The organism is Burkholderia sp. KL41 (genome assembly GCF_057005415.2).
This window is the reverse complement of record NZ_CM174447.1, coordinates 332,520-349,490: the sequence shown is the minus strand read 5'-3', so window position 1 is coordinate 349,490 and position 16,971 is coordinate 332,520. Positions and strand designations below refer to the sequence as shown.

General features: G+C 65.0%; 14 protein-coding genes. 6 read left to right on the top strand and 8 right to left on the bottom strand.

Annotated elements, in window-relative coordinates:
* Nucleotides 1-90 precede the first annotated feature (90 nt).
* A complete protein-coding gene (ceoR, locus tag PQB87_RS19245) occupies nt 91-1,095 on the top strand; it encodes a putative multidrug efflux transcriptional regulator CeoR (protein ID WP_021156406.1) in 1,005 nt (334 codons plus the stop codon).
* Between the two features lie 24 nt (nt 1,096-1,119).
* Here the strand turns inward: ceoR and PQB87_RS19240 are convergent, their stop codons facing one another.
* A complete protein-coding gene (locus PQB87_RS19240) occupies nt 1,120-1,947 on the bottom strand; it encodes a hypothetical protein (RefSeq protein ID WP_153490504.1) in 828 nt (275 codons plus the stop codon).
* 126 nt (nt 1,948-2,073) lie between these two features.
* The gene (locus PQB87_RS19235; RefSeq protein WP_059684135.1) at nt 2,074-2,385 is read right to left on the bottom strand and encodes an H-NS histone family protein; all 312 of its coding nucleotides are present in this window, start codon (nt 2,383-2,385) and stop codon (nt 2,074-2,076) included.
* 329 nt (nt 2,386-2,714) lie between these two features.
* Here PQB87_RS19235 and PQB87_RS19230 point away from each other — a divergent pair, with 329 nt between their 5' ends.
* Both PQB87_RS19230 and PQB87_RS19225 read left to right on the top strand, forming a co-directional pair.
* The gene (locus PQB87_RS19230) at nt 2,715-3,401 is read left to right on the top strand and encodes a response regulator transcription factor (protein ID WP_059684134.1); all 687 of its coding nucleotides are present in this window, start codon (nt 2,715-2,717) and stop codon (nt 3,399-3,401) included.
* A gap of 466 nt (nt 3,402-3,867) precedes the next feature.
* On the top strand, nt 3,868-4,161 hold the full coding sequence (locus PQB87_RS19225) for a DUF4148 domain-containing protein (RefSeq protein ID WP_047902332.1): 294 nt from the start codon (nt 3,868-3,870) through the stop codon (nt 4,159-4,161).
* Nucleotides 4,162-4,369: 208 nt separating this feature from the next.
* Here PQB87_RS19225 and PQB87_RS19220 read toward each other — a convergent pair whose 3' ends face one another.
* From PQB87_RS19220 to selD, 3 genes are all read right to left on the bottom strand, one after another.
* On the bottom strand, nt 4,370-5,449 hold the full coding sequence (locus PQB87_RS19220; RefSeq protein ID WP_021156407.1) for a purine-nucleoside phosphorylase: 1,080 nt from the start codon (nt 5,447-5,449) through the stop codon (nt 4,370-4,372).
* A 283-nt stretch (nt 5,450-5,732) separates the two neighbouring features.
* Nucleotides 5,733-6,323, bottom strand: coding sequence for a LysE family translocator (locus PQB87_RS19215; RefSeq protein ID WP_489243509.1), 591 nt, complete (start codon nt 6,321-6,323; stop codon nt 5,733-5,735).
* 71 nt (nt 6,324-6,394) lie between these two features.
* The gene (gene selD / locus PQB87_RS19210) at nt 6,395-7,459 is read right to left on the bottom strand and encodes a selenide, water dikinase SelD (protein WP_174415014.1); all 1,065 of its coding nucleotides are present in this window, start codon (nt 7,457-7,459) and stop codon (nt 6,395-6,397) included.
* A 115-nt stretch (nt 7,460-7,574) separates the two neighbouring features.
* Here selD and PQB87_RS19205 point away from each other — a divergent pair, with 115 nt between their 5' ends.
* Entirely contained in the window at nt 7,575-8,411 is an 837-nt protein-coding gene (locus tag PQB87_RS19205) for an EamA family transporter (RefSeq protein WP_027790462.1), read from the top strand.
* Between the two features lie 50 nt (nt 8,412-8,461).
* Here the strand turns inward: PQB87_RS19205 and pdxR are convergent, their stop codons facing one another.
* On the bottom strand, nt 8,462-9,973 hold the full coding sequence (gene pdxR / locus PQB87_RS19200) for a MocR-like pyridoxine biosynthesis transcription factor PdxR (RefSeq protein WP_489243508.1): 1,512 nt from the start codon (nt 9,971-9,973) through the stop codon (nt 8,462-8,464).
* A 126-nt stretch (nt 9,974-10,099) separates the two neighbouring features.
* Between pdxR and PQB87_RS19195 the strand changes: the two genes are divergently transcribed.
* Nucleotides 10,100-11,383, top strand: coding sequence for a 4-aminobutyrate--2-oxoglutarate transaminase (locus PQB87_RS19195; RefSeq protein WP_059684213.1), 1,284 nt, complete (start codon nt 10,100-10,102; stop codon nt 11,381-11,383).
* A gap of 83 nt (nt 11,384-11,466) precedes the next feature.
* Nucleotides 11,467-12,936 carry an NADP-dependent succinate-semialdehyde dehydrogenase gene (gabD, locus tag PQB87_RS19190; RefSeq protein WP_021156413.1) on the top strand — a complete coding sequence of 490 codons (1,470 nt, stop codon included), beginning with the start codon at nt 11,467-11,469 and terminating at the stop codon, nt 12,934-12,936.
* Between the two features lie 297 nt (nt 12,937-13,233).
* Here gabD and PQB87_RS19185 read toward each other — a convergent pair whose 3' ends face one another.
* Nucleotides 13,234-14,715 (bottom strand): virulence factor, encoded by a 1,482-nt coding sequence (locus PQB87_RS19185; RefSeq protein WP_489243507.1) that lies wholly within the window; start codon nt 14,713-14,715, stop codon nt 13,234-13,236.
* The gene (locus tag PQB87_RS19180; protein ID WP_489244338.1) at nt 14,712-16,886 is read right to left on the bottom strand and encodes a T6SS effector phospholipase Tle3 domain-containing protein; all 2,175 of its coding nucleotides are present in this window, start codon (nt 16,884-16,886) and stop codon (nt 14,712-14,714) included. Before PQB87_RS19180 ends, PQB87_RS19185 begins: the two co-directional genes overlap by 4 nt.
* Nucleotides 16,887-16,971: the final 85 nt, after the last annotated feature.

Here is a 16,971-nt window from a genome sequence, read left to right as displayed (position 1 = left end):
TCAACGCCCCCGAACAATCCGAGGCTGCGTTTACCCACGAGGTAGCGCAGCCTCTTTGTTCCGGCGGCAAATTAGATTGCGGAGGTTGTGATGGACCGGCTTCAGGCCATGCAGGTGTTTACTCGCGTCGTCGATACAAGCAGCTTCACCAAGGCAGCAGAAACGCTCAGCCTGCCGCGGGCATCCGTCACGACGATCATCCAGAATCTCGAAGCATTCCTCGGGGTGCGGCTGATGCACCGGACCACGCGTCGGCTGTCGCTCACGCCGGACGGCGCCGCGTACTACGAACGATGCGTGCGGATCCTCGCGGACGTCGAGGAAACCGAGGCGAGCTTCCAGGCGAACAACCGGAAGCCGCACGGAAAGTTGCGTATCGACATGCCGGGCTCGATCGGGCGGCTGCTCGTGATTCCGTCGCTGTGCGAATTTCATACGCGCTACCCGGACATCGACCTGCAGCTCGGCCTGTCCGACCGGCCGGTCGACCTGCTGCAGGAAGGGGTCGATTGCGTGATCCGCGTTGGTGCATTGCAGGACTCGTCGCTCGTCGCGCGCCGGGTCGGCCTGTTCGAATGCGTGACGGTCGCGTCGCCCGACTATCTCGAGCGTCACGGCGAGCCGAAGACGATCGACGACCTGAGCCAGCACAAGGCCGTCAACTACTTCTCGAGCCGCACCGGCCGCACGATCGACTGGACGTTCCTGACCGACGGCCAGGAAGTCGAGATGAAGATGGAGGGCATCGTGTCGGTGAACGATGCCGATGCGTACGTGACCTGCGGGATCGAAGGCTTCGGGCTGATCCAGCCGCCGCTCTTCATGGTGCTGCCGCATCTGCGCGAAGGCCGGCTCAAGGAAGTGCTGCCCGGCGTCAAGCCGCTGCCGATGCCGATCTCGGTCGTGTATCCGCACAGCCGCCATCTGTCGCCGAAAGTGCGCGTATTCGTCGACTGGATCGCCGAGGTGTTCGACCGTTGCCCGCTGCTGAGCGGCAAGGGCAGCCTCGACGCGACGTGCAGCAAGCGCACGTTCGAGGAAGCCGAACGCGCGCCGGTGCTCGACACGCCGGTCATCAACGAGTGGGTCGCGTAGGTCCGGCCTACCCGGGCGCCTTTTTCACTTCGCTCGCCACGCACGCATGAATTCCGCGGCCCCCATGCCGGGTGCGCCGCGGCCGGGCCGCTTCGCGCGCGCCATCGCCCGTGCCAGCTCGGCGCGCTGCGCGCTCACGTGCCGCGCGCAATAGCGGTCGATCACGCCGATCTGGTTTTCCAGGAACGCGATCGTCTGCTCGATTCCGCCGCGCACGTTCGCCTGAGAGCACGTAAGCAGTTGATACTCCGCGATCAGCGTGCGCGCAAGTTGCCGGCGGCGCTGCACCAACGCCTGCAAGCTCTGTAGTTGCGGGTCGGACAACGGCTCGACGAGCCGGGCGCACGACGGATGCTGATCGAACTGGCGGGCCAGTTCCGTCAGCAAACGGGCTCGCGCCCCTTTTCGTTCGAGCGGAATCTCGACCGCTCCCGCGAGGAAATCGCGGGCCTGATGCGGATAGGCAACGGCCACCGCCAGTCGCGCGGCCTGCAGCGAGCAAGCCGCCTCGAATTCGGCGCCGCCGGACGACTCCAGCACGACGCGCGCAGGAGCCAATCCGGCTATCGCATCGGTCAGCGACTCGATGCCGAACGTCTCGTTCCGGTAGCCGAGAATCACGCTCAGCGACGAGATGCCGACCTCGACCGTCTCCCGCGTCACGCTGATGCCGACAAACACGCGCTCGGGCGCCAACGCCTCGTCGTGCTGTTGCGCTGCTTGATCGCTCATACGAATTCGCTCCTGATCTCGCCCTTCGGTCCGGCCGGCGAAAAAGAAATTGGGGCACCGGTGTTCGCCACTAGAACTGTCATAATCGAAATGTAATATTCCCGGTGGAACTGGTTCCACCTGCTTCGCTCAGTCACCCCGGTGTCACCGAGCGAGCGATCTTCCGAACGCGTCGCGACGCCGATGACAGGCCGCCGCGTCGAAGCTCCCCGAGACCGACATGACGAATCTTCAACAATCAAATGATCAGGAATCCTCAGATTTATTCGGCGACATGACGTCGATCAGGAACCGGTCGCGATCCTGACCACGCAACCACACCGGCTCCCGCCCCACGCCGGACCACGTCTGCCCGGTGCGCGGGTCGAAATACTTTGCCCGGCGCTTCCTCCCGGAGCCGATCGCACCGGCCGGAAACACCTCCTTGTGGGTGAACCCGAATTCCTCGATACAGCGCCGGACTTCGAGCAGCACAGCCTCCGATATGGCAAGACGCTCGCGTTCCAGTTGCTCTTCGAGCAAGGCCTTCTTTTCCATGAACGACTTGTATATCAACATGCGACGCTCCTTAAGACTCGCCTCTACGCCGGGCCTCCACCAAGGCGGTGCCGGTACATCGGAGCGTAATCGCGCTGCCGTTTCATATTGACAACCTTTGTCAACAATATGGACTACAAATCGACCTCACATGCCCCGATGAAAGCAATTTCGACGCTATAACAACGGCTTAACGCGTTCAAAATCGTTGACAATCGCACGCGCGTAACGATGCGAACATGCGCGGCAATTCGCCGGTCGCCACTCGGTTTCACACGGATCACAAGAATCCTTCCATCCATGCTCGACGCAGTACGATCGACCTGCTCGCTAACAAAGGAGTGCAAAACATGAATGTTCTATATCTCGAGGACGACAGCGCATACGTCGAAATGATCACCGCAATACTGGAGAAATCGGGGCACCGCGTACATGCGGTCGGCAACGGCCACCAGGCGATCCGCCATCTGGAGAACGCGGTTGTCGACCTGCTGATTCTCGACTGGCAAGTGCCGGGCCTGTCGGGGTTCGAGGTGCTGAAATGGACCCGGGAACGCATCGGCGGGTGCCTGCCGATCCTGTTCCTGACGAATCGCGCGCAAAAGGACGAGATTTTCTCCGCGATCAACGCCGGCGCCGACGATTACATGGTCAAGCCGATCAACCATTTCGAACTGCTGGCGCGCACCAACGCGTTGCTGCGGCGCGCGTATCACGGCGGCGGTGCGCCGCTGGAGACCCTCGATATCGGCTGCTACCGGATCGATACAAAGGCACGGACGGTGCGGCTCAACGGCACGCAGATCGTGCTGACACCACGCGAATTCGATCTCGCCGTGCTGCTGTTTCGTAACCTCGGGCGCATCATGCCACGCGACGCGCTGATCCTTTCGCTGTGGGGCCGTGACATGACCCGCGTATCGCGCAGCCTCGACACGCACATCTATCGATTGCGCATAAAGCTGGCACTCCAGCCGTCGAACGGCATGCGGCTCAGCGCGGTCTATTCGCTCGGCTATCGACTTGAGGCGATCTGACGCCCCCTATCCGTGGCAACGCGACCATGCCCATTGCACCGTCGCACTGCATCGCCAGGCTGCCGCGCCCGTCGGCCAACGCACGGAGGAACGGCGCTCGTGACGCGCGACATCCCGTCATCGCATGCAGAAGACTATTGCGCCGATTGGATTGATCGCTGCGCGACATGCTCCGCCCGATCCACCGCATCTCGCTGCCAGCGCCAGCCAGCAAGGCTTTCCGCATTCCCCCATTGCGTGTGCGGATTCCGATTGTTCCTGTACGGCGACAATTCAATTCGCGGCTGCCGCATTTATCGCGCCGGAACAGACACCTAGAGTAAACCCTGTCGCGCACCTCGTTGCGCATCGAACAGATCCCGCTTGATGGGACCGGAGCAAGCGCCAGGGCGCCCAACTCCGAAATGCCAAGCATGGGATCTGAGTAAGCGCTGAAGCGCTAACTCGTATCGACAGGAGTCATGCCATGAACCGCCGCCACCTTTTCTCCGCTCTCGCCCTCGCACTCGCCGTGTCCGCACCGGCCTTCGCCGATTCGGGCACGCCGCACGCCGGCGACTACGGCAATACGTCGTGGTACTCGCAGCACTACGGCCCGCGCACGCGCGCCGAAGTGAGCGCGGAAGTCGAGCAGGCCCGCAAGGACGGCACGCTCGCGTACCTGCGCAAGGCGAATTCGTACCCGCAAGGGCTCGAACTCGCGCAAGGCCCGTATCGCTCGTTGCCGGAAAGCAACCAGCTCGCCGGCGGGGGCCGGTAAACGGGCAACGCCGCGCAGCGGGGTGCCCCGTGCGCGGCGTCGCGACACACCTATCGACGACTCGCTGAGTCAGTTAGTTGCAGGAGCACATGATGAACGACCAACTTCCTTCGCCGCTCGATCACTGGGACGACACCACGCCGGTCTGGACGCCTTTCCGTTCGGCCCCGCACTCGCATTGACCACCGACCGAGCCGTCGCCTGGCCCTCAACGGCGCGGCACCCCGTCACGCCACTCGCCCCAGTGCGTCACGATGTCCTGCACGAGCGGATTGCCCGCGCGATACAGGTTTTCGGTCGCCGGGGCGAAGCCGCCCTGGTCCGCGTAGTTCAGCAGGTTGTCCGCACTCGTCTGCCCCGCATACGGCCGGTCGAAATCGGACCCGGTACGCAACACCGCGACGCGCGACAGGTCGACCCGCTTCACGCTCGCCGCGCGCTTGAGCGCCTCATACGTCGCGTTGTCTTCCTGTGCGGTCATGCAGTAGGTGCCCTTGCCGTCGGTCAGGATCTTCGTCCACTGGCGCGCGCGCTCGCCGATCAGCGTGCCCGAGAACCACGTGTTGCCCGATGACGTATCGCACTGGATCACCGTCGGCGGCCGGTTCGCCGGCGCATACGTGAACTTCGCGCGTGCGGCCTGCGCCTGCGCGCTGTCGGCGAGCACGACGTTGCGCGACAGCGCGACCGCGGCGTCGGTCAGCTGCGGGTTGAGCTGGAACACCTCGGTGCGATAGTCGAGCGGCGGCTTGTCGTTCGGGCTCTTCGTGTTGATGCCGAGAAAACCGGTATTCCAGCCGGCCGGAATCTCGCGTGCATCGAGCTCCCACTGCAGGCTGAAATCGACGAGGTACTTCGACCACGCGGCCGAGCCGACCGTGCCTTGCGCGGGGTCGACGCCCGCGATGCCGGAGATCAGGAAATACGTGCGGCGCAGATCGAAGCGCTGCGAGAACGTGAGCGCCATGATCGTCGCCGACGCATTCGCATAACCCATGCCGGTCGTGACCACGCACACGTCCTGCTTGTTGCAGTGGACGTTCGGGTAGTCGGGCGACAGGCCGGGCACGGCGATGTCGCGCCACGGGCCGAGCCGGTCGAGCCAGGCCTGGCCCTCCGGTCCGAACATCGTGATGATCATGACCTTGACCGGGCGGCCCTGTGCACCGGTCTCGGCGAATGCATTGTTGCCCGCGTTGTTGCCCTGGTTGTCCTGCGCGATCGACGGCGCGGTTGCACAGGCTGCGAGCGAGAATGCAGCGGCGGAAAGAATGGAGCGAGTCAGCATCGGCGTTCCTTGTTTCGATGATGTTGGGTGAGAACGGCTCTCGTAGACTGCGCGACGGAGTATAGAACGGGCGTGCGCGTTGCGGAACCCGACTACGAAACGACTGCCCGTGTTTCGTGCGGCCGTGCGCGTGTTGCGCAATGCGATGTGCGTCGTCGGTTTCGCACCGTCGCCGTGCATGACAACCATCAGGAATGCTATCGGGTTGGCAGGAACGAACGCCTGCCGACATGCCGCTGCGTATCGCACCCGTCGACATCGATTTCGGCCGGCTCCCGAACCGCTACACGCGCACGAGCCCTGCGACACCGTAACCGAGCACGACCAGCGCGGCGATCAGATGGCTCGCCGCGAGCCCCCCCGGCGATTTCACGATGTGCCCGATCGTGCTGCCGCCGAACGCGAACACGAGCTGCCCCGCGAGGCTGCCGGCGAACACGCACGCGGCGCCAAGCAGCCAGTGGCGATGCGCACCGGCGGCAGCCGTCGCATAGCCATAGAACAGCAGGATGGTGAGCGGATTCGCGAGCGTGACGAAAAACATCGACGTGAACGGGCGCGTGCCCGGCGGCCGCGCATCGCCGTCGAGCGTGCGGCGCCGATCCCGCAGCGCCTGCCACAGCATCCGCGTGCCCATCGCGAGCAACACGAGCGCACCCACCAGACGAAACAGCGACAGATGCGCCGCGAGCGTGCTCGCAAGCATCGCGCCGAGCGTGAACGCGACGACCGCGTAGCAGCCGTCGGCCGTCGCGACACCCACCGCCGCGCGCACGCCGCTGGCGGTGCCGGCGCGCATCCCGTAGTTCGCGATCATCAGCGCAACGGGCCCGACCGACAGCGCGATCATCAGCCCGAACAGGAAGTCGTTCATCGGTCGTCGATGCCTTCGATCGAAGGCACCGATTCTAGCGAACGCAAAATCTCCGCTGCGGCGATTCGGCGTCACGCGACATCGACGCGCGCCGGCCCGTCCACCATCTCGCCGATCACGCCCGCGCGGTCGAAGCCGTCGGCACGGAAGCATGCGAGCACGTCGTCGACGGCCTCGGGCGCGCACGCGACCAGCAGGCCGCCCGACGTTTGCGGATCGGTCAGCAGCGCCTGCGCGACGGGCGGCAGCGTGTCGGCCAGGTGAACGTCCGCGCCGTACGCGGCCCAGTTGCGGCCCGACGCGCCGGTGAACACGCCGTCGGCCACGAACGCCTCGACGCCCGCGAGCCACGGCAGCGACGCGTAGTGCACGCGCGCGGTGAGGTGCGCGCCACGTGCGAGCTCGAGCGTATGACCGAGCAGCCCGAAGCCCGTGACGTCGGTCAGCGCATGCACGCCCGGCAGCGCGGCAAGGTCGGCGCCCGGACGGTTCAGCTTGGTGGTCGTCGCGACCATCTGCGCGTAACCCGCGGCATCGAGCTGGTTCTTTTTCAGCGCGGCCGACAGCACGCCGACGCCGAGCGGCTTGCCGAGCACGAGCACGTCGCCCGCACGCGCGGCCGCGTTGCGCTTCACGCGCGACGGATGCACGACGCCGATCGCCGCGAGCCCGTAGATCGGCTCGACCGAATCGATCGAATGGCCGCCCGCCACCGGAATGCCGGCGTCCGCGCACACCGATTCGCCGCCGCGCAGCACGGCCGCGATCGTCTCGTGCGGCAGCACGTTGATCGGCATCCCGACCAGCGCGAGCGCGAGGATCGGCTTGCCGCCCATCGCATACACGTCGGACAGCGCGTTGGTCGCGGCGATGCGGCCGAAGTCGAACGGATCGTCGACGATCGGCATGAAGAAGTCGGTGGTCGCGACGATCGCCTGCTCGTCGTTGAGACGGTAGACGGCCGCGTCGTCGGACGTCTCGGTACCGACCAGCAGATCCGGGAACAGCGCGGGCGGCGTCGCGCGCTTCAGCAGCTCGGACAGCACGCCCGGCGCAATCTTGCAGCCGCAGCCGCCGCCGTGCGACAGGCTCGTGAGGCGCGGAACGGCAGGCTGGGCTTGGGTGGCTTCGGTCATCGTCGGCATCCGGTGAATAACAACACGACATTATCGACAATTCCGTGCGAGCGCGCCCGATACCCACATAATGGCGGCGCACTCCCCGCTCCCGCTGCCGCCCGCACCTTCGTCCATGGATCACCTCTTCATCGGCCTCGTGCTGTGCTCCGCGTTGCTGCACGCCATCTGGAATGCCTTCCTCCACGTCAGCGAAGACCGGCTCGTACAGCTCGGCACGATGTCATTGCCCTATTTCGCGTTCGGCGTCGCCGGCGCCGCGCTGCTGCCCGCGCCGGCACCCGCCGCGTGGCCGTATATCGCCGCGTCGGCCGCGCTCGAGGTCGCGTACTGCTTCACGCTGGCGCGCGCCTATCGAAGCGGCGAGTTCGGGCAGATCTATCCGATCGCGCGCGGGATCTCGCCGCTGCTCGTGTCGGTGCTCGCGCTCGCCTTTCTCCACGAACAGCCGACCCCGTTCGGCTTCGCGGGCATCGCGCTCGTGTCGTTCGGCATCATGTCGCTCGCGCTGCGGCGCGGCTTCCGGTTCTCCGGTGAAGGCGTACCGTTTGCGCTGCTCACGGGCGTGTTCATCGCCGCGTATTCGATCTGCGACGGCATCGGCTCGCGCGTGTCCGGCAGCGCGCTCGGCTACATCGCGTGGGTGTACGTGCTGTGGAGCGTGCCGCAGTTCGTGCTGGTCTGCGCGGTACGTGGCGGCCCGCGCGCGGTGCTCGCCTCGCGCACGGCGCTCACGCAGGGCGCGATCGCCGGCACGATCTCCCTCGCCGCTTACGGGATCGTGATCCTCGCGTACCGGTACCTGCCGGTCGGGACGGTGTCGGCGCTGCGTGAAACGAGTTCGATCTTCGCGGTCGCGATCGGCTGGCTCGTGATGCGGGAGCGGCCCGGCGCGCAGCGGCTTGCCGCATGCGCGCTGGTGGTCGTGGGCGCGGCGCTGATCCGCCTGTAGACGGCGCGCGCAACACGCGTTCGTCTGCAGGTTGTGCGATCTGCAAGGCGTCAGACCGCGACCGCCGCCCCGCCGAATGCCCGCTCGTCGATCGCCTCGGCGAGCGTCGCGAACGCCGTCGCGATCTCGTCCTCCGGCACGCACGCATAACCGAGCAGCAACCCCGACGCCGCGCGTTCGCGGTCCGCGTAATAACCCGACAACGGTCGCACGACGATATTGCGTTCGAGCGCGGCCTGCGCGACCGCACGATCGTCGACGCCTTCCGGCAACTGCGTGACCAGATGCAGCCCGGCATCGCTGCCGAGCGCGTGCAGCGTGTCGCCATAGCGTTGCGCGACCGCGTCGAGCAGCACCTCGCGGCGCTGTCCGTACAGCGTGCGCATCTTGCGGATATGCGACACGAAGTGCCCTTCCGCGATGAATTCGGCAAGCACCGCCTGCTGCAGCAACTGCCCTTCGCGGTACAACTCGGCGCTCGCGGTCGCGAAACTTTCCGCGAGCGGCTCGGGCGCGACCAGGTAGCCGACCCGCAGCCCCGGGAACAGCGTCTTGCCGAAACTGCCGACGTAGATCACCTGCCCGGCCGTGTCGAGCCCCTGCAGCGACGCAAGCGGGCGGCTGCCGTAGCGGAATTCGCTGTCGTAGTCGTCCTCGATGATCCAGCAACCGTGCTGGCGTGCGTATTCGAGCAGCATGCGCCGCCGCGCGAGGCTCATCACCATCCCGAGCGGATACTGGTGCGACGGCGTGACGAGCATCAGCTTCGGCGGTTCGGCGAGATCGGCCGCCGACGGGGCGATGCCTTCCTCGTCGACCGGGATCGGCCGCGTCGTCAGCCCCGACACGTTCAGCACGCTGCGCACGCCCCAGTAGCACGGATCCTCGGTCCAGATCGCGTCGCCCGGGTCGGTCAGCAGCCGTACAGCGAGATCGATCGACTGGTGGATGCCGGTCGTAATCACGATCTGCTCGGGCGTGCAGCGCACCGAGCGCGACGTGCGCAGGTAATCGGCCAGCGCCTCGCGCAGCAGCGCGAGCCCGCCGCCCGGCGCGTAGGTCAGCAAGTCGGGGCGCAGCCGCCGCCAGTATTTGTTGTGCAGCCGCGTCCACACGCGTGCGGGAAAGCGCGACACGTCGGGCACGCCCGGCATGAACGCGCCGCCCTGCCGTTTCGACACGCCGGCCCCTTCGACGAGCCGCGTACCGCGCGCCGACAGCCGCCGCGCGGACGGCTGCACGAACGCCGGGTGGGTGGCGCCTGCGTCGGGCGGCGCGCCGACGATCTCGTCGGGCGCGCTGTCGGCCACGAACGTACCGCGGCCGGTCGCCGAGTTCACATAACCTTCGAGTGAAAGCTGTTCGTAAACCTGCGTGACCGTGTTGCGCGCGATCCCGAGTTCGGCCGCGAGGAGCCGCGACGACGGCACGCGCGTGCCGGCCGGCAGTTCACGCGACAGGATCGCCTGTTGCAGCAGCCGGTGAAGCTGCCGGTAGATCGGCTGTTCGCCGCCTCGCACGAGGCGCTGCGCCAGCCAGTCCGACAACACGCTCGCGCGCATGATTGGCTCCTGAATATTTATTGAAATGGCTCTGATTGCCAGAGCCAAATGTGATTATAGTCGCCTCCATGGGCTGTCGAAGCGCCCGATTTTCACCTCACCGGAAAGAACATCAAGGAGATGACCGTGAAGAATGCCGACCTGCAGGCCCGCAAGAACGCCGCCACCCCGCGCGGCGTCGGCGTGATGTGCGATTTCTACGCAGCCCGCGCCGAGAACGCGGAACTGTGGGATGTCGAAGGCCGCCGCTTCATCGATTTCGCCGCCGGCATCGCGGTGCTGAACACCGGCCACCGCCACCCGAAGATCGTCAAGGCGATCGCGGATCAGCTGAACAACTTCACGCACACCGCTTACCAGATCGTCCCGTATGCGTCGTACGTCGAGCTGGCCGAGAAGATCAACGCACGCGCGCCGGGCGATTTCCCGAAGAAGACCGCGTTCTTCACGACCGGCGCGGAAGCCGTCGAGAACGCGATCAAGATCGCACGCGCGGCCACCGGCCGTCCGGGCGTCATCGCCTTCTCGGGCGGTTTCCACGGCCGCACGATGATGGGCATGGCGCTGACCGGCAAGGTCGCTCCGTACAAGCTGAACTTCGGGCCGTTCCCGGGCGACGTGTTCCACGCGCCGTACCCGAACGCCGTGCACGGCGTGACGACGGCCGACTCGATCAAGGCGATCGAGATGCTGTTCAAGGCCGACATCGATCCGAAGCGTGTCGCCGCGATCATCTTCGAACCGGTCCAGGGCGAAGGCGGCTTCAACCCGGCGCCGGCCGAATTCGTGCGCGCGCTGCGCAAGATCTGTAACGAACACGGCATCCTGCTGATCGCCGACGAAGTGCAGACGGGCTTCGCGCGTACCGGCAAGCTGTTCGCGATGCAGCACTACGACGTGCTGGCCGACCTGATCACGATGGCGAAGAGCCTCGCGGGCGGCATGCCGCTGTCGGGCGTCGTCGGCCGTGCCGACCTGATGGACGCGGCAGCGCCCGGCGGCCTCGGCGGCACGTATGCGGGCAACCCGCTGGCCGTCGCATCGGCGCACGCCGTGCTCGAGATCATCGACGAAGAGAAGCTGTGCGAGCGTGCCACGCAACTCGGCGACGTGCTGAAGGCGAAGCTGAACGCGCTGCAGGCCGACGTGCCGCAGATCGCCGACGTGCGCGGCCCGGGCGCGATGATCGCGGTCGAGTTCCTGAAGCCGGGTTCGGGCGAGCCGGATGCCGAGTTCACGAAGCGCGTGCAGACGCGTGCGCTCGAGCGCGGCCTGCTGCTGCTCGTGTGCGGCGTGTACTCGAACGTTGTGCGCTTCCTGTTCCCGCTGACGATCACGCAGGCCGTGTTCGACGAAGCGCTCGTGATCCTCGAGGAAGTGCTGAAGGAAACGGTCGGCGTGCCGGCCTGAGTTCCTGCCTTCTGAATGCGCCGCCGCCGTCGTCACGACGGCGGCGGCCTTTTTATCCGTCATCTTCAAAGCAGGCGATTCATATGAGCACTGTTCAGGAAACCCTGGCACTGAAAGATCCGTCGCTGTTCCGCCAGCAGGCGTACGTCAACGGCGAATGGCAAGGCGCGACGAACGGCGAGACGTTCGAAGTCCGCAACCCGGCAACGGGCGGCCTGCTCGGCACCGTACCGGCGATGGGCACGGCCGAGACGCGTCACGCGATCGAAGCCGCGAACGCCGCATGGCCGGCGTGGCGCAAGAAGACCGCGAAGGAACGCGCGGTCGTCCTGCGCAAGTGGCACGACCTGATGATGGAAAACGCCGACGACCTCGCGCTGATCCTGACGACCGAGCAGGGCAAGTCGCTGGCCGAAGCGAAGGGCGAGATCGGCTATGCCGCATCGTTCCTCGAATGGTTCGCGGAAGAAGGCAAGCGCGTGTACGGCGACACGATCCCGACGCCGGCGAGCGACAAGCGCATCGTCGTGACGAAGGAAGCGATCGGCGTGTGCGCGGCGATCACGCCGTGGAACTTCCCGGCGGCGATGATCACGCGCAAGGTCGGCCCGGCGCTCGCCGCGGGCTGTCCGATCGTCGTGAAGCCGGCCGAGGCGACGCCGTTCTCCGCGCTCGCGATGGCCGTGCTGGCCGAGCGTGCGGGTGTGCCGGCCGGCGTGTTCAGCGTCGTCACGGGCGACCCGAAGGCGATCGGCGGCGAGCTGACGTCGAACCCGATCGTGCGCAAGCTGTCGTTCACCGGCTCGACGCCGGTCGGCCGCCTGCTGATGTCGCAATGCGCGGCGACGGTCAAGAAGGTGTCGCTGGAGCTGGGCGGCAACGCGCCGTTCATCGTGTTCGACGACGCCGATCTCGACGCGGCCGTGCAGGGCGCGATCGCATCGAAGTACCGCAACAGCGGCCAGACCTGCGTGTGCACGAACCGCTTCTACGTGCATGAAGCCGTGTACGACCAGTTCGCGCAGAAGCTCGCGGCTGCCGTCGGCCAGTTGAAGGTGGGCCGCGGCACCGAGCCGGGCGTCACGCAAGGCCCGCTGATCAACGAAGCAGCGGTGCTGAAGGTCGAGGCGCACATCGAGGACGCGCTCGCGAAGGGCGCGACCGTCGTGACGGGCGGCAAGCGCCACGCGCTGGGCCACGGCTTCTTCGAGCCGACCGTGCTGACGGGCGTCACGCCGGCGATGAAGGTCGCGAAGGAAGAGACGTTCGGGCCGCTCGCGCCGCTGTTCAAGTTCGGCAGCGACGACGAAGTGATCCGCCTCGCGAACGACACCGAGTTCGGCCTCGCCGCTTACTTCTACAGCCGCGACATCGGCCGCGTGTGGAAGGTCGCCGAAGCGCTCGAATACGGGATGGTCGGCGTGAACACGGGCCTGATCTCGAACGAAGTCGCACCGTTCGGTGGCGTGAAGCAATCGGGCCTCGGCCGCGAAGGCTCGCACTACGGCATCGACGACTACGTCGTGATCAAGTACCTCTGCCTCGCCGTCTGACGGTTCAGGGCCTGGCACCGCTTCGGTGACAGGCCCTGACCGCCCGGCCGGAACCGGGCGGTCCGACGCGGGCCGGCGTCCCTCTCCGTCGTGCCCGCGTCGCCTCGCAGCGCTACTTTCGAAGTCTTCCGGATCCCTATTTGCGAATTCGCTGCCGCCCACGCGGAACGTCACACCGTTCGCGAATTTCGTTCACGCCTCATTTCTCGTTCCGCGGCAAGCGGCCAGATCGAGCGTTCCACTTCGATGCGGTGCAGGAGCGGTTCGCGCGCAACCTGCGTGCGACGTCCCCCGCCATCACCACGAATAGCCCTGCATCCCGTAATTGGTATCGTGACGACGCCCCCACCACGGCAGGTAAGCGTTGTTTTCGCCGCGTGCGCGAAACCAGTCCTTGTCCGGATCGATCGGTGTGAGTTTCGACGGGGGCCTCACTACGACGGCAACTGGATGTTTCGGGTCCGTTGTGCCGGCAACCAACGCGTTACCGCCGAAGTGATTGATCCGGCCGATCGCCAGCACGACGTCCGTCAATGCGCTACCGGTTCCCATGTCGCCGAGCAATGCTGCCGTGTTGAACGTCTGATTCTTGTGGTCGTATTCGGGCAGGACTTCAGTCAGTGTCTGCGACAGTCCGACGAGACGAGCCGATGCAGCATCACTGCCGGCACCGGCATCGTGAACGATGTACTCGATGTCCGAAACCCCTATCCTGGCGTTGCGTGCCGCCTGATCGACAGTCGCCTTCCAGGCTTGCACCGTTCGCGTCGTACCTGCCTTTTTCGAAAACGCGTCGGTGTTGCCGGTCGCTGCCTTGCCGATCCACGCGAGCGGTTCGCGCTCGGTGTTGAAGGTGGGACCGGCGAGGAACAGTACGACGAGGTTCTCGTTGATCTGGGCGTCGGCGGGCGGGAAATTCGGCGCATCCCAATTCATCACCCACACGCTCTTGTCGGGGTTCGCCTGCAGGTAGTCCAGCGCGTTGTTCAGCGACGTGAAGCCGGCATTCGGGCCGCCTTGCGTGCCCCGCACATCGGGTGGGGTATCGCGACTCCATACCTCCGGAAAATACGGATTGCCGATAAAGAACGTTTGGCTGATTTCGCTCGCCAGGTCCGCTTCCGACTCGGCAATATCGAGTCTCGGTGGAATCGCCAGTTCGACATGAATTCCGGCAAGTTCGTGCCAATCCTTGCGGTTATCCGGTTTCACCGTGTAGAAGTACTTCGCGCTCATCGCATAGCGCGAACGCATAAACCGAGGGAACTTTTGCATATACTTGCGATAGAAGCCCCTGAACGTTTCGGCACCTTGGTTTCCGTAGGCAATTCCAGCGACCGATTGCAGCGTCTTGAACGACTTCGGTTTGGTGCGCACCATATCGTCGTTCCTGTTCGGCAAGACAAGGCCTTGCGCCCATAACGTTTGCCATTCTGTCGGGTAGTCCCGGCGCTGCAAGGGGTTCATCCAAATAAGACCAACGACCTGCGCAACGAATGGCTTGGCAGATTCTTCAGCCGGAACAGCCATACTCGCGTCTTGACTGGCGCGTGGCTCGGCTTGCGCAGGACGAGTCATCGCCGTAGTGAATACGAACACCACGAGCGCCATCAGTCCGGGCAAAATGACTAGTCGTTTCATCCAATCTCCTGTTTCACGTACGACCAAGTTCGAATGTGCTGGATACTCTTTCAGCACAAGCATTAGCAAGACCGAGATCAACCACACCACGCTCGTCACGATGATGCGTCTCGGCCATGTGGCGATCAGCGTCTTCATAGCGGCCCCCCCGCCTTCAGAAAGAGTTGGCCCTCGCGTTCGTCCGCTATCTTGCCGGGCATATTGCCTTCGCCGTCATTGACATGTACCCACTCGTGCATAGGTAGTTGGTCAATCGAGCCGTCCAGGAAGTACGTGTAATACTTCCCGACGGAGTTGCTGCGCGGGATCCCCTCCCCCATCCGCCAATCTGCCTCAATCCGCAGCGCTTCCATCTGTTCTGGCGTCAGGTAACAAGGACCGATCGCCACGTCATACGCCAGCGCCTTTTCCGCATGCTCCGGATTGGTCATCGTCGTCGAGTGGTTCGTCGGGCTGTTCGTCGTACCGCGATCAAGCCAATCCACGATCTGCTTGTCTCGCCATTCCTTGTAGCCTTCAGGTAGAGCGCTTTTGCCGTCTTCACCAATGACGTGACCATCGCTGTTGACCCACTCCGTGTTCAACGTGCGGCGCGCCTCCATCCGCATCAGGGCGCGGTCCTCGTAACGCTGCCCGGCTTCACTCGTGGCCGTACCGTGCGCGTCACCGTCCTTGTTCTTTGCCTTGTACTGGTCGTAAGGATCGTCGGCCTGTTTGTCCGCGTCGGCCTTGCTCGCATCGCGCCATGCGGAGGGCGGATCGTTGCCTTCGTTGAAGGTACTGGTTGCTTCGCCGTCCTCGGTCAGAATCGGCTTGTCGAACCTCAACGCCTGCGGCGGAAACGTCTCGTCCAGAGCCGGTGCGTCCGCCAATATCTCCCAACCCTTCGGCGGATCGGCATTCACGCGAAACATGTTCATTGCCGAACTGAACCCGGTCGCGACGAACATGATCGGCGCCGAGAACAGCGTTGCCGCCATCCCCCAGATGGACTCGTTTCCCTTGAGCGCACCAACCAGATTGAACTTCGCCGGCGGCGAGGGCGGATACCAGAAGCCCCGCTTCGTGCCTTTCTTGCCGTAACGCCAGTCGTCTTCCCAATAGCGATAGCGCTTCTGCACACCGACATCGAAGCCGGACGCGAACACGCGCTGCGTCAGGACACCGTGTACGCCGATATCCGCCAGTTCGTGCCTGTCGATGCCGCGCCAGCCGATACCCTGCACAGTGATCGCCGAAATCACTTGGTCGTGCGGACAGCAATACGCCGTGACGCGCCCATACGTCGATCCGTTCAGGCCGTGGCGTGCGCGGTCGGCCAATGCGGTATACGACTTGTTGCTCGTCGGCGATACCCGGTTGTTCGCCATGTCGGCGTCGACTGTGTCGGGTGACGGTTCATGGTCGGCGCGGTCGCCAATCATGGACAAGAACGTGCGAAGCGTTTGAGTGCGCGCCGCGTAGGTCTGCCGGCCGCGACGGCCCGTGGCGTCCTTCGTCAGACGTTGCGACCACGCGTCCATGAACGTGTCGGATTTGTGCGGGCCTTCGCTGTTTGCCAGGCTGTACGGTGCATTCGCCAGCACATAGGCATCCGCGACGCAGCGCCCCTTGCGTCCCCACGGATCTTCCACTTCCGGTAACGCGTCACCGAAGAACGCGCCCGTGAGGCCGACGATATTCCCCTGGCTGTGACACACGACGGTGATCGGCACGTCGGCACGCATCTTCCGGATCGACTCGATCAGTTTGGCGAGCCGCAACGCGGCAAGCACGCCATACGCACGCGGCGGCGCGCGATACAGCGGCCGGTTGGTCGGGTTGATCCCCTGCACGGTTATCCACCCCACGGCTCGGTCGTCGAGGCCGCCGTGCCAAAGATCGGGCAGGCTCGAACAGCCGTTGGTGAACGGCCCGCCTCCCCAATAATCCTTCTCGTTGAGAAAGATCTTGTCGCCGTATTCCTTCAGCTCTTTCAGTGTCGCGCGGTAGCCCCAACGAAAATGGATGACCGGAGAAAACGACGGATCGGGCTTGACGTAGTTTCCCGCCCAAAGCTCCGGATTCAGAAACCCCTCCGGCGTCACGCTCTCGGTGTACTTCGCAGGCGTCAACTGCCCGGCGTCGACCCCGTGATACTTCATCTGGTCGTCCAGTCGTCCCAGCCGACGATTCAGGCCCTTGCACAATCCCTCTTCGGACGCCTGGAACCATTCGCCCTCGGAGTTGACGCCGTGGACGAAGATGACGACGCCGGGCAACGGCAGTTGCTTGACGCAGATGAGCCGCTTGTTCTTGTCGTACAGCATCGGCCCTTGGGTTCGGCCGACGACGATAGGTGGCGGGGTGGAGCGCGATGCCGTTGAGTCGGGAGCATCAGTCGTCGTGGCCGGC

Coding starts and splice junctions, on each gene's coding strand:
- PQB87_RS19185 (WP_489243507.1), bottom strand. CDS start 14,715: ATGAAGACGCTGATCGCCACATGGCCGAGACGCATCATCGTGACGAGC.
- pdxR (WP_489243508.1), bottom strand. CDS start 9,973: ATGCGCGCGAGCGTGTTGTCGGACTGGCTGGCGCAGCGCCTCGTGCGA.
- PQB87_RS19215 (WP_489243509.1), bottom strand. CDS start 6,323: ATGAACGACTTCCTGTTCGGGCTGATGATCGCGCTGTCGGTCGGGCCC.
- PQB87_RS19180 (WP_489244338.1), bottom strand. CDS start 16,886: ATGCTGTACGACAAGAACAAGCGGCTCATCTGCGTCAAGCAACTGCCG.
- selD (WP_174415014.1), bottom strand. CDS start 7,459: ATGACCGAAGCCACCCAAGCCCAGCCTGCCGTTCCGCGCCTCACGAGC.
- PQB87_RS19225 (WP_047902332.1), top strand. CDS start 3,868: ATGAACCGCCGCCACCTTTTCTCCGCTCTCGCCCTCGCACTCGCCGTG.
- PQB87_RS19220 (WP_021156407.1), bottom strand. CDS start 5,449: ATGCTGACTCGCTCCATTCTTTCCGCCGCTGCATTCTCGCTCGCAGCC.
- gabD (WP_021156413.1), top strand. CDS start 11,467: ATGAGCACTGTTCAGGAAACCCTGGCACTGAAAGATCCGTCGCTGTTC.
- PQB87_RS19230 (WP_059684134.1), top strand. CDS start 2,715: ATGAATGTTCTATATCTCGAGGACGACAGCGCATACGTCGAAATGATC.
- PQB87_RS19235 (WP_059684135.1), bottom strand. CDS start 2,385: ATGTTGATATACAAGTCGTTCATGGAAAAGAAGGCCTTGCTCGAAGAG.
- PQB87_RS19205 (WP_027790462.1), top strand. CDS start 7,575: ATGGATCACCTCTTCATCGGCCTCGTGCTGTGCTCCGCGTTGCTGCAC.
- ceoR (WP_021156406.1), top strand. CDS start 91: ATGGACCGGCTTCAGGCCATGCAGGTGTTTACTCGCGTCGTCGATACA.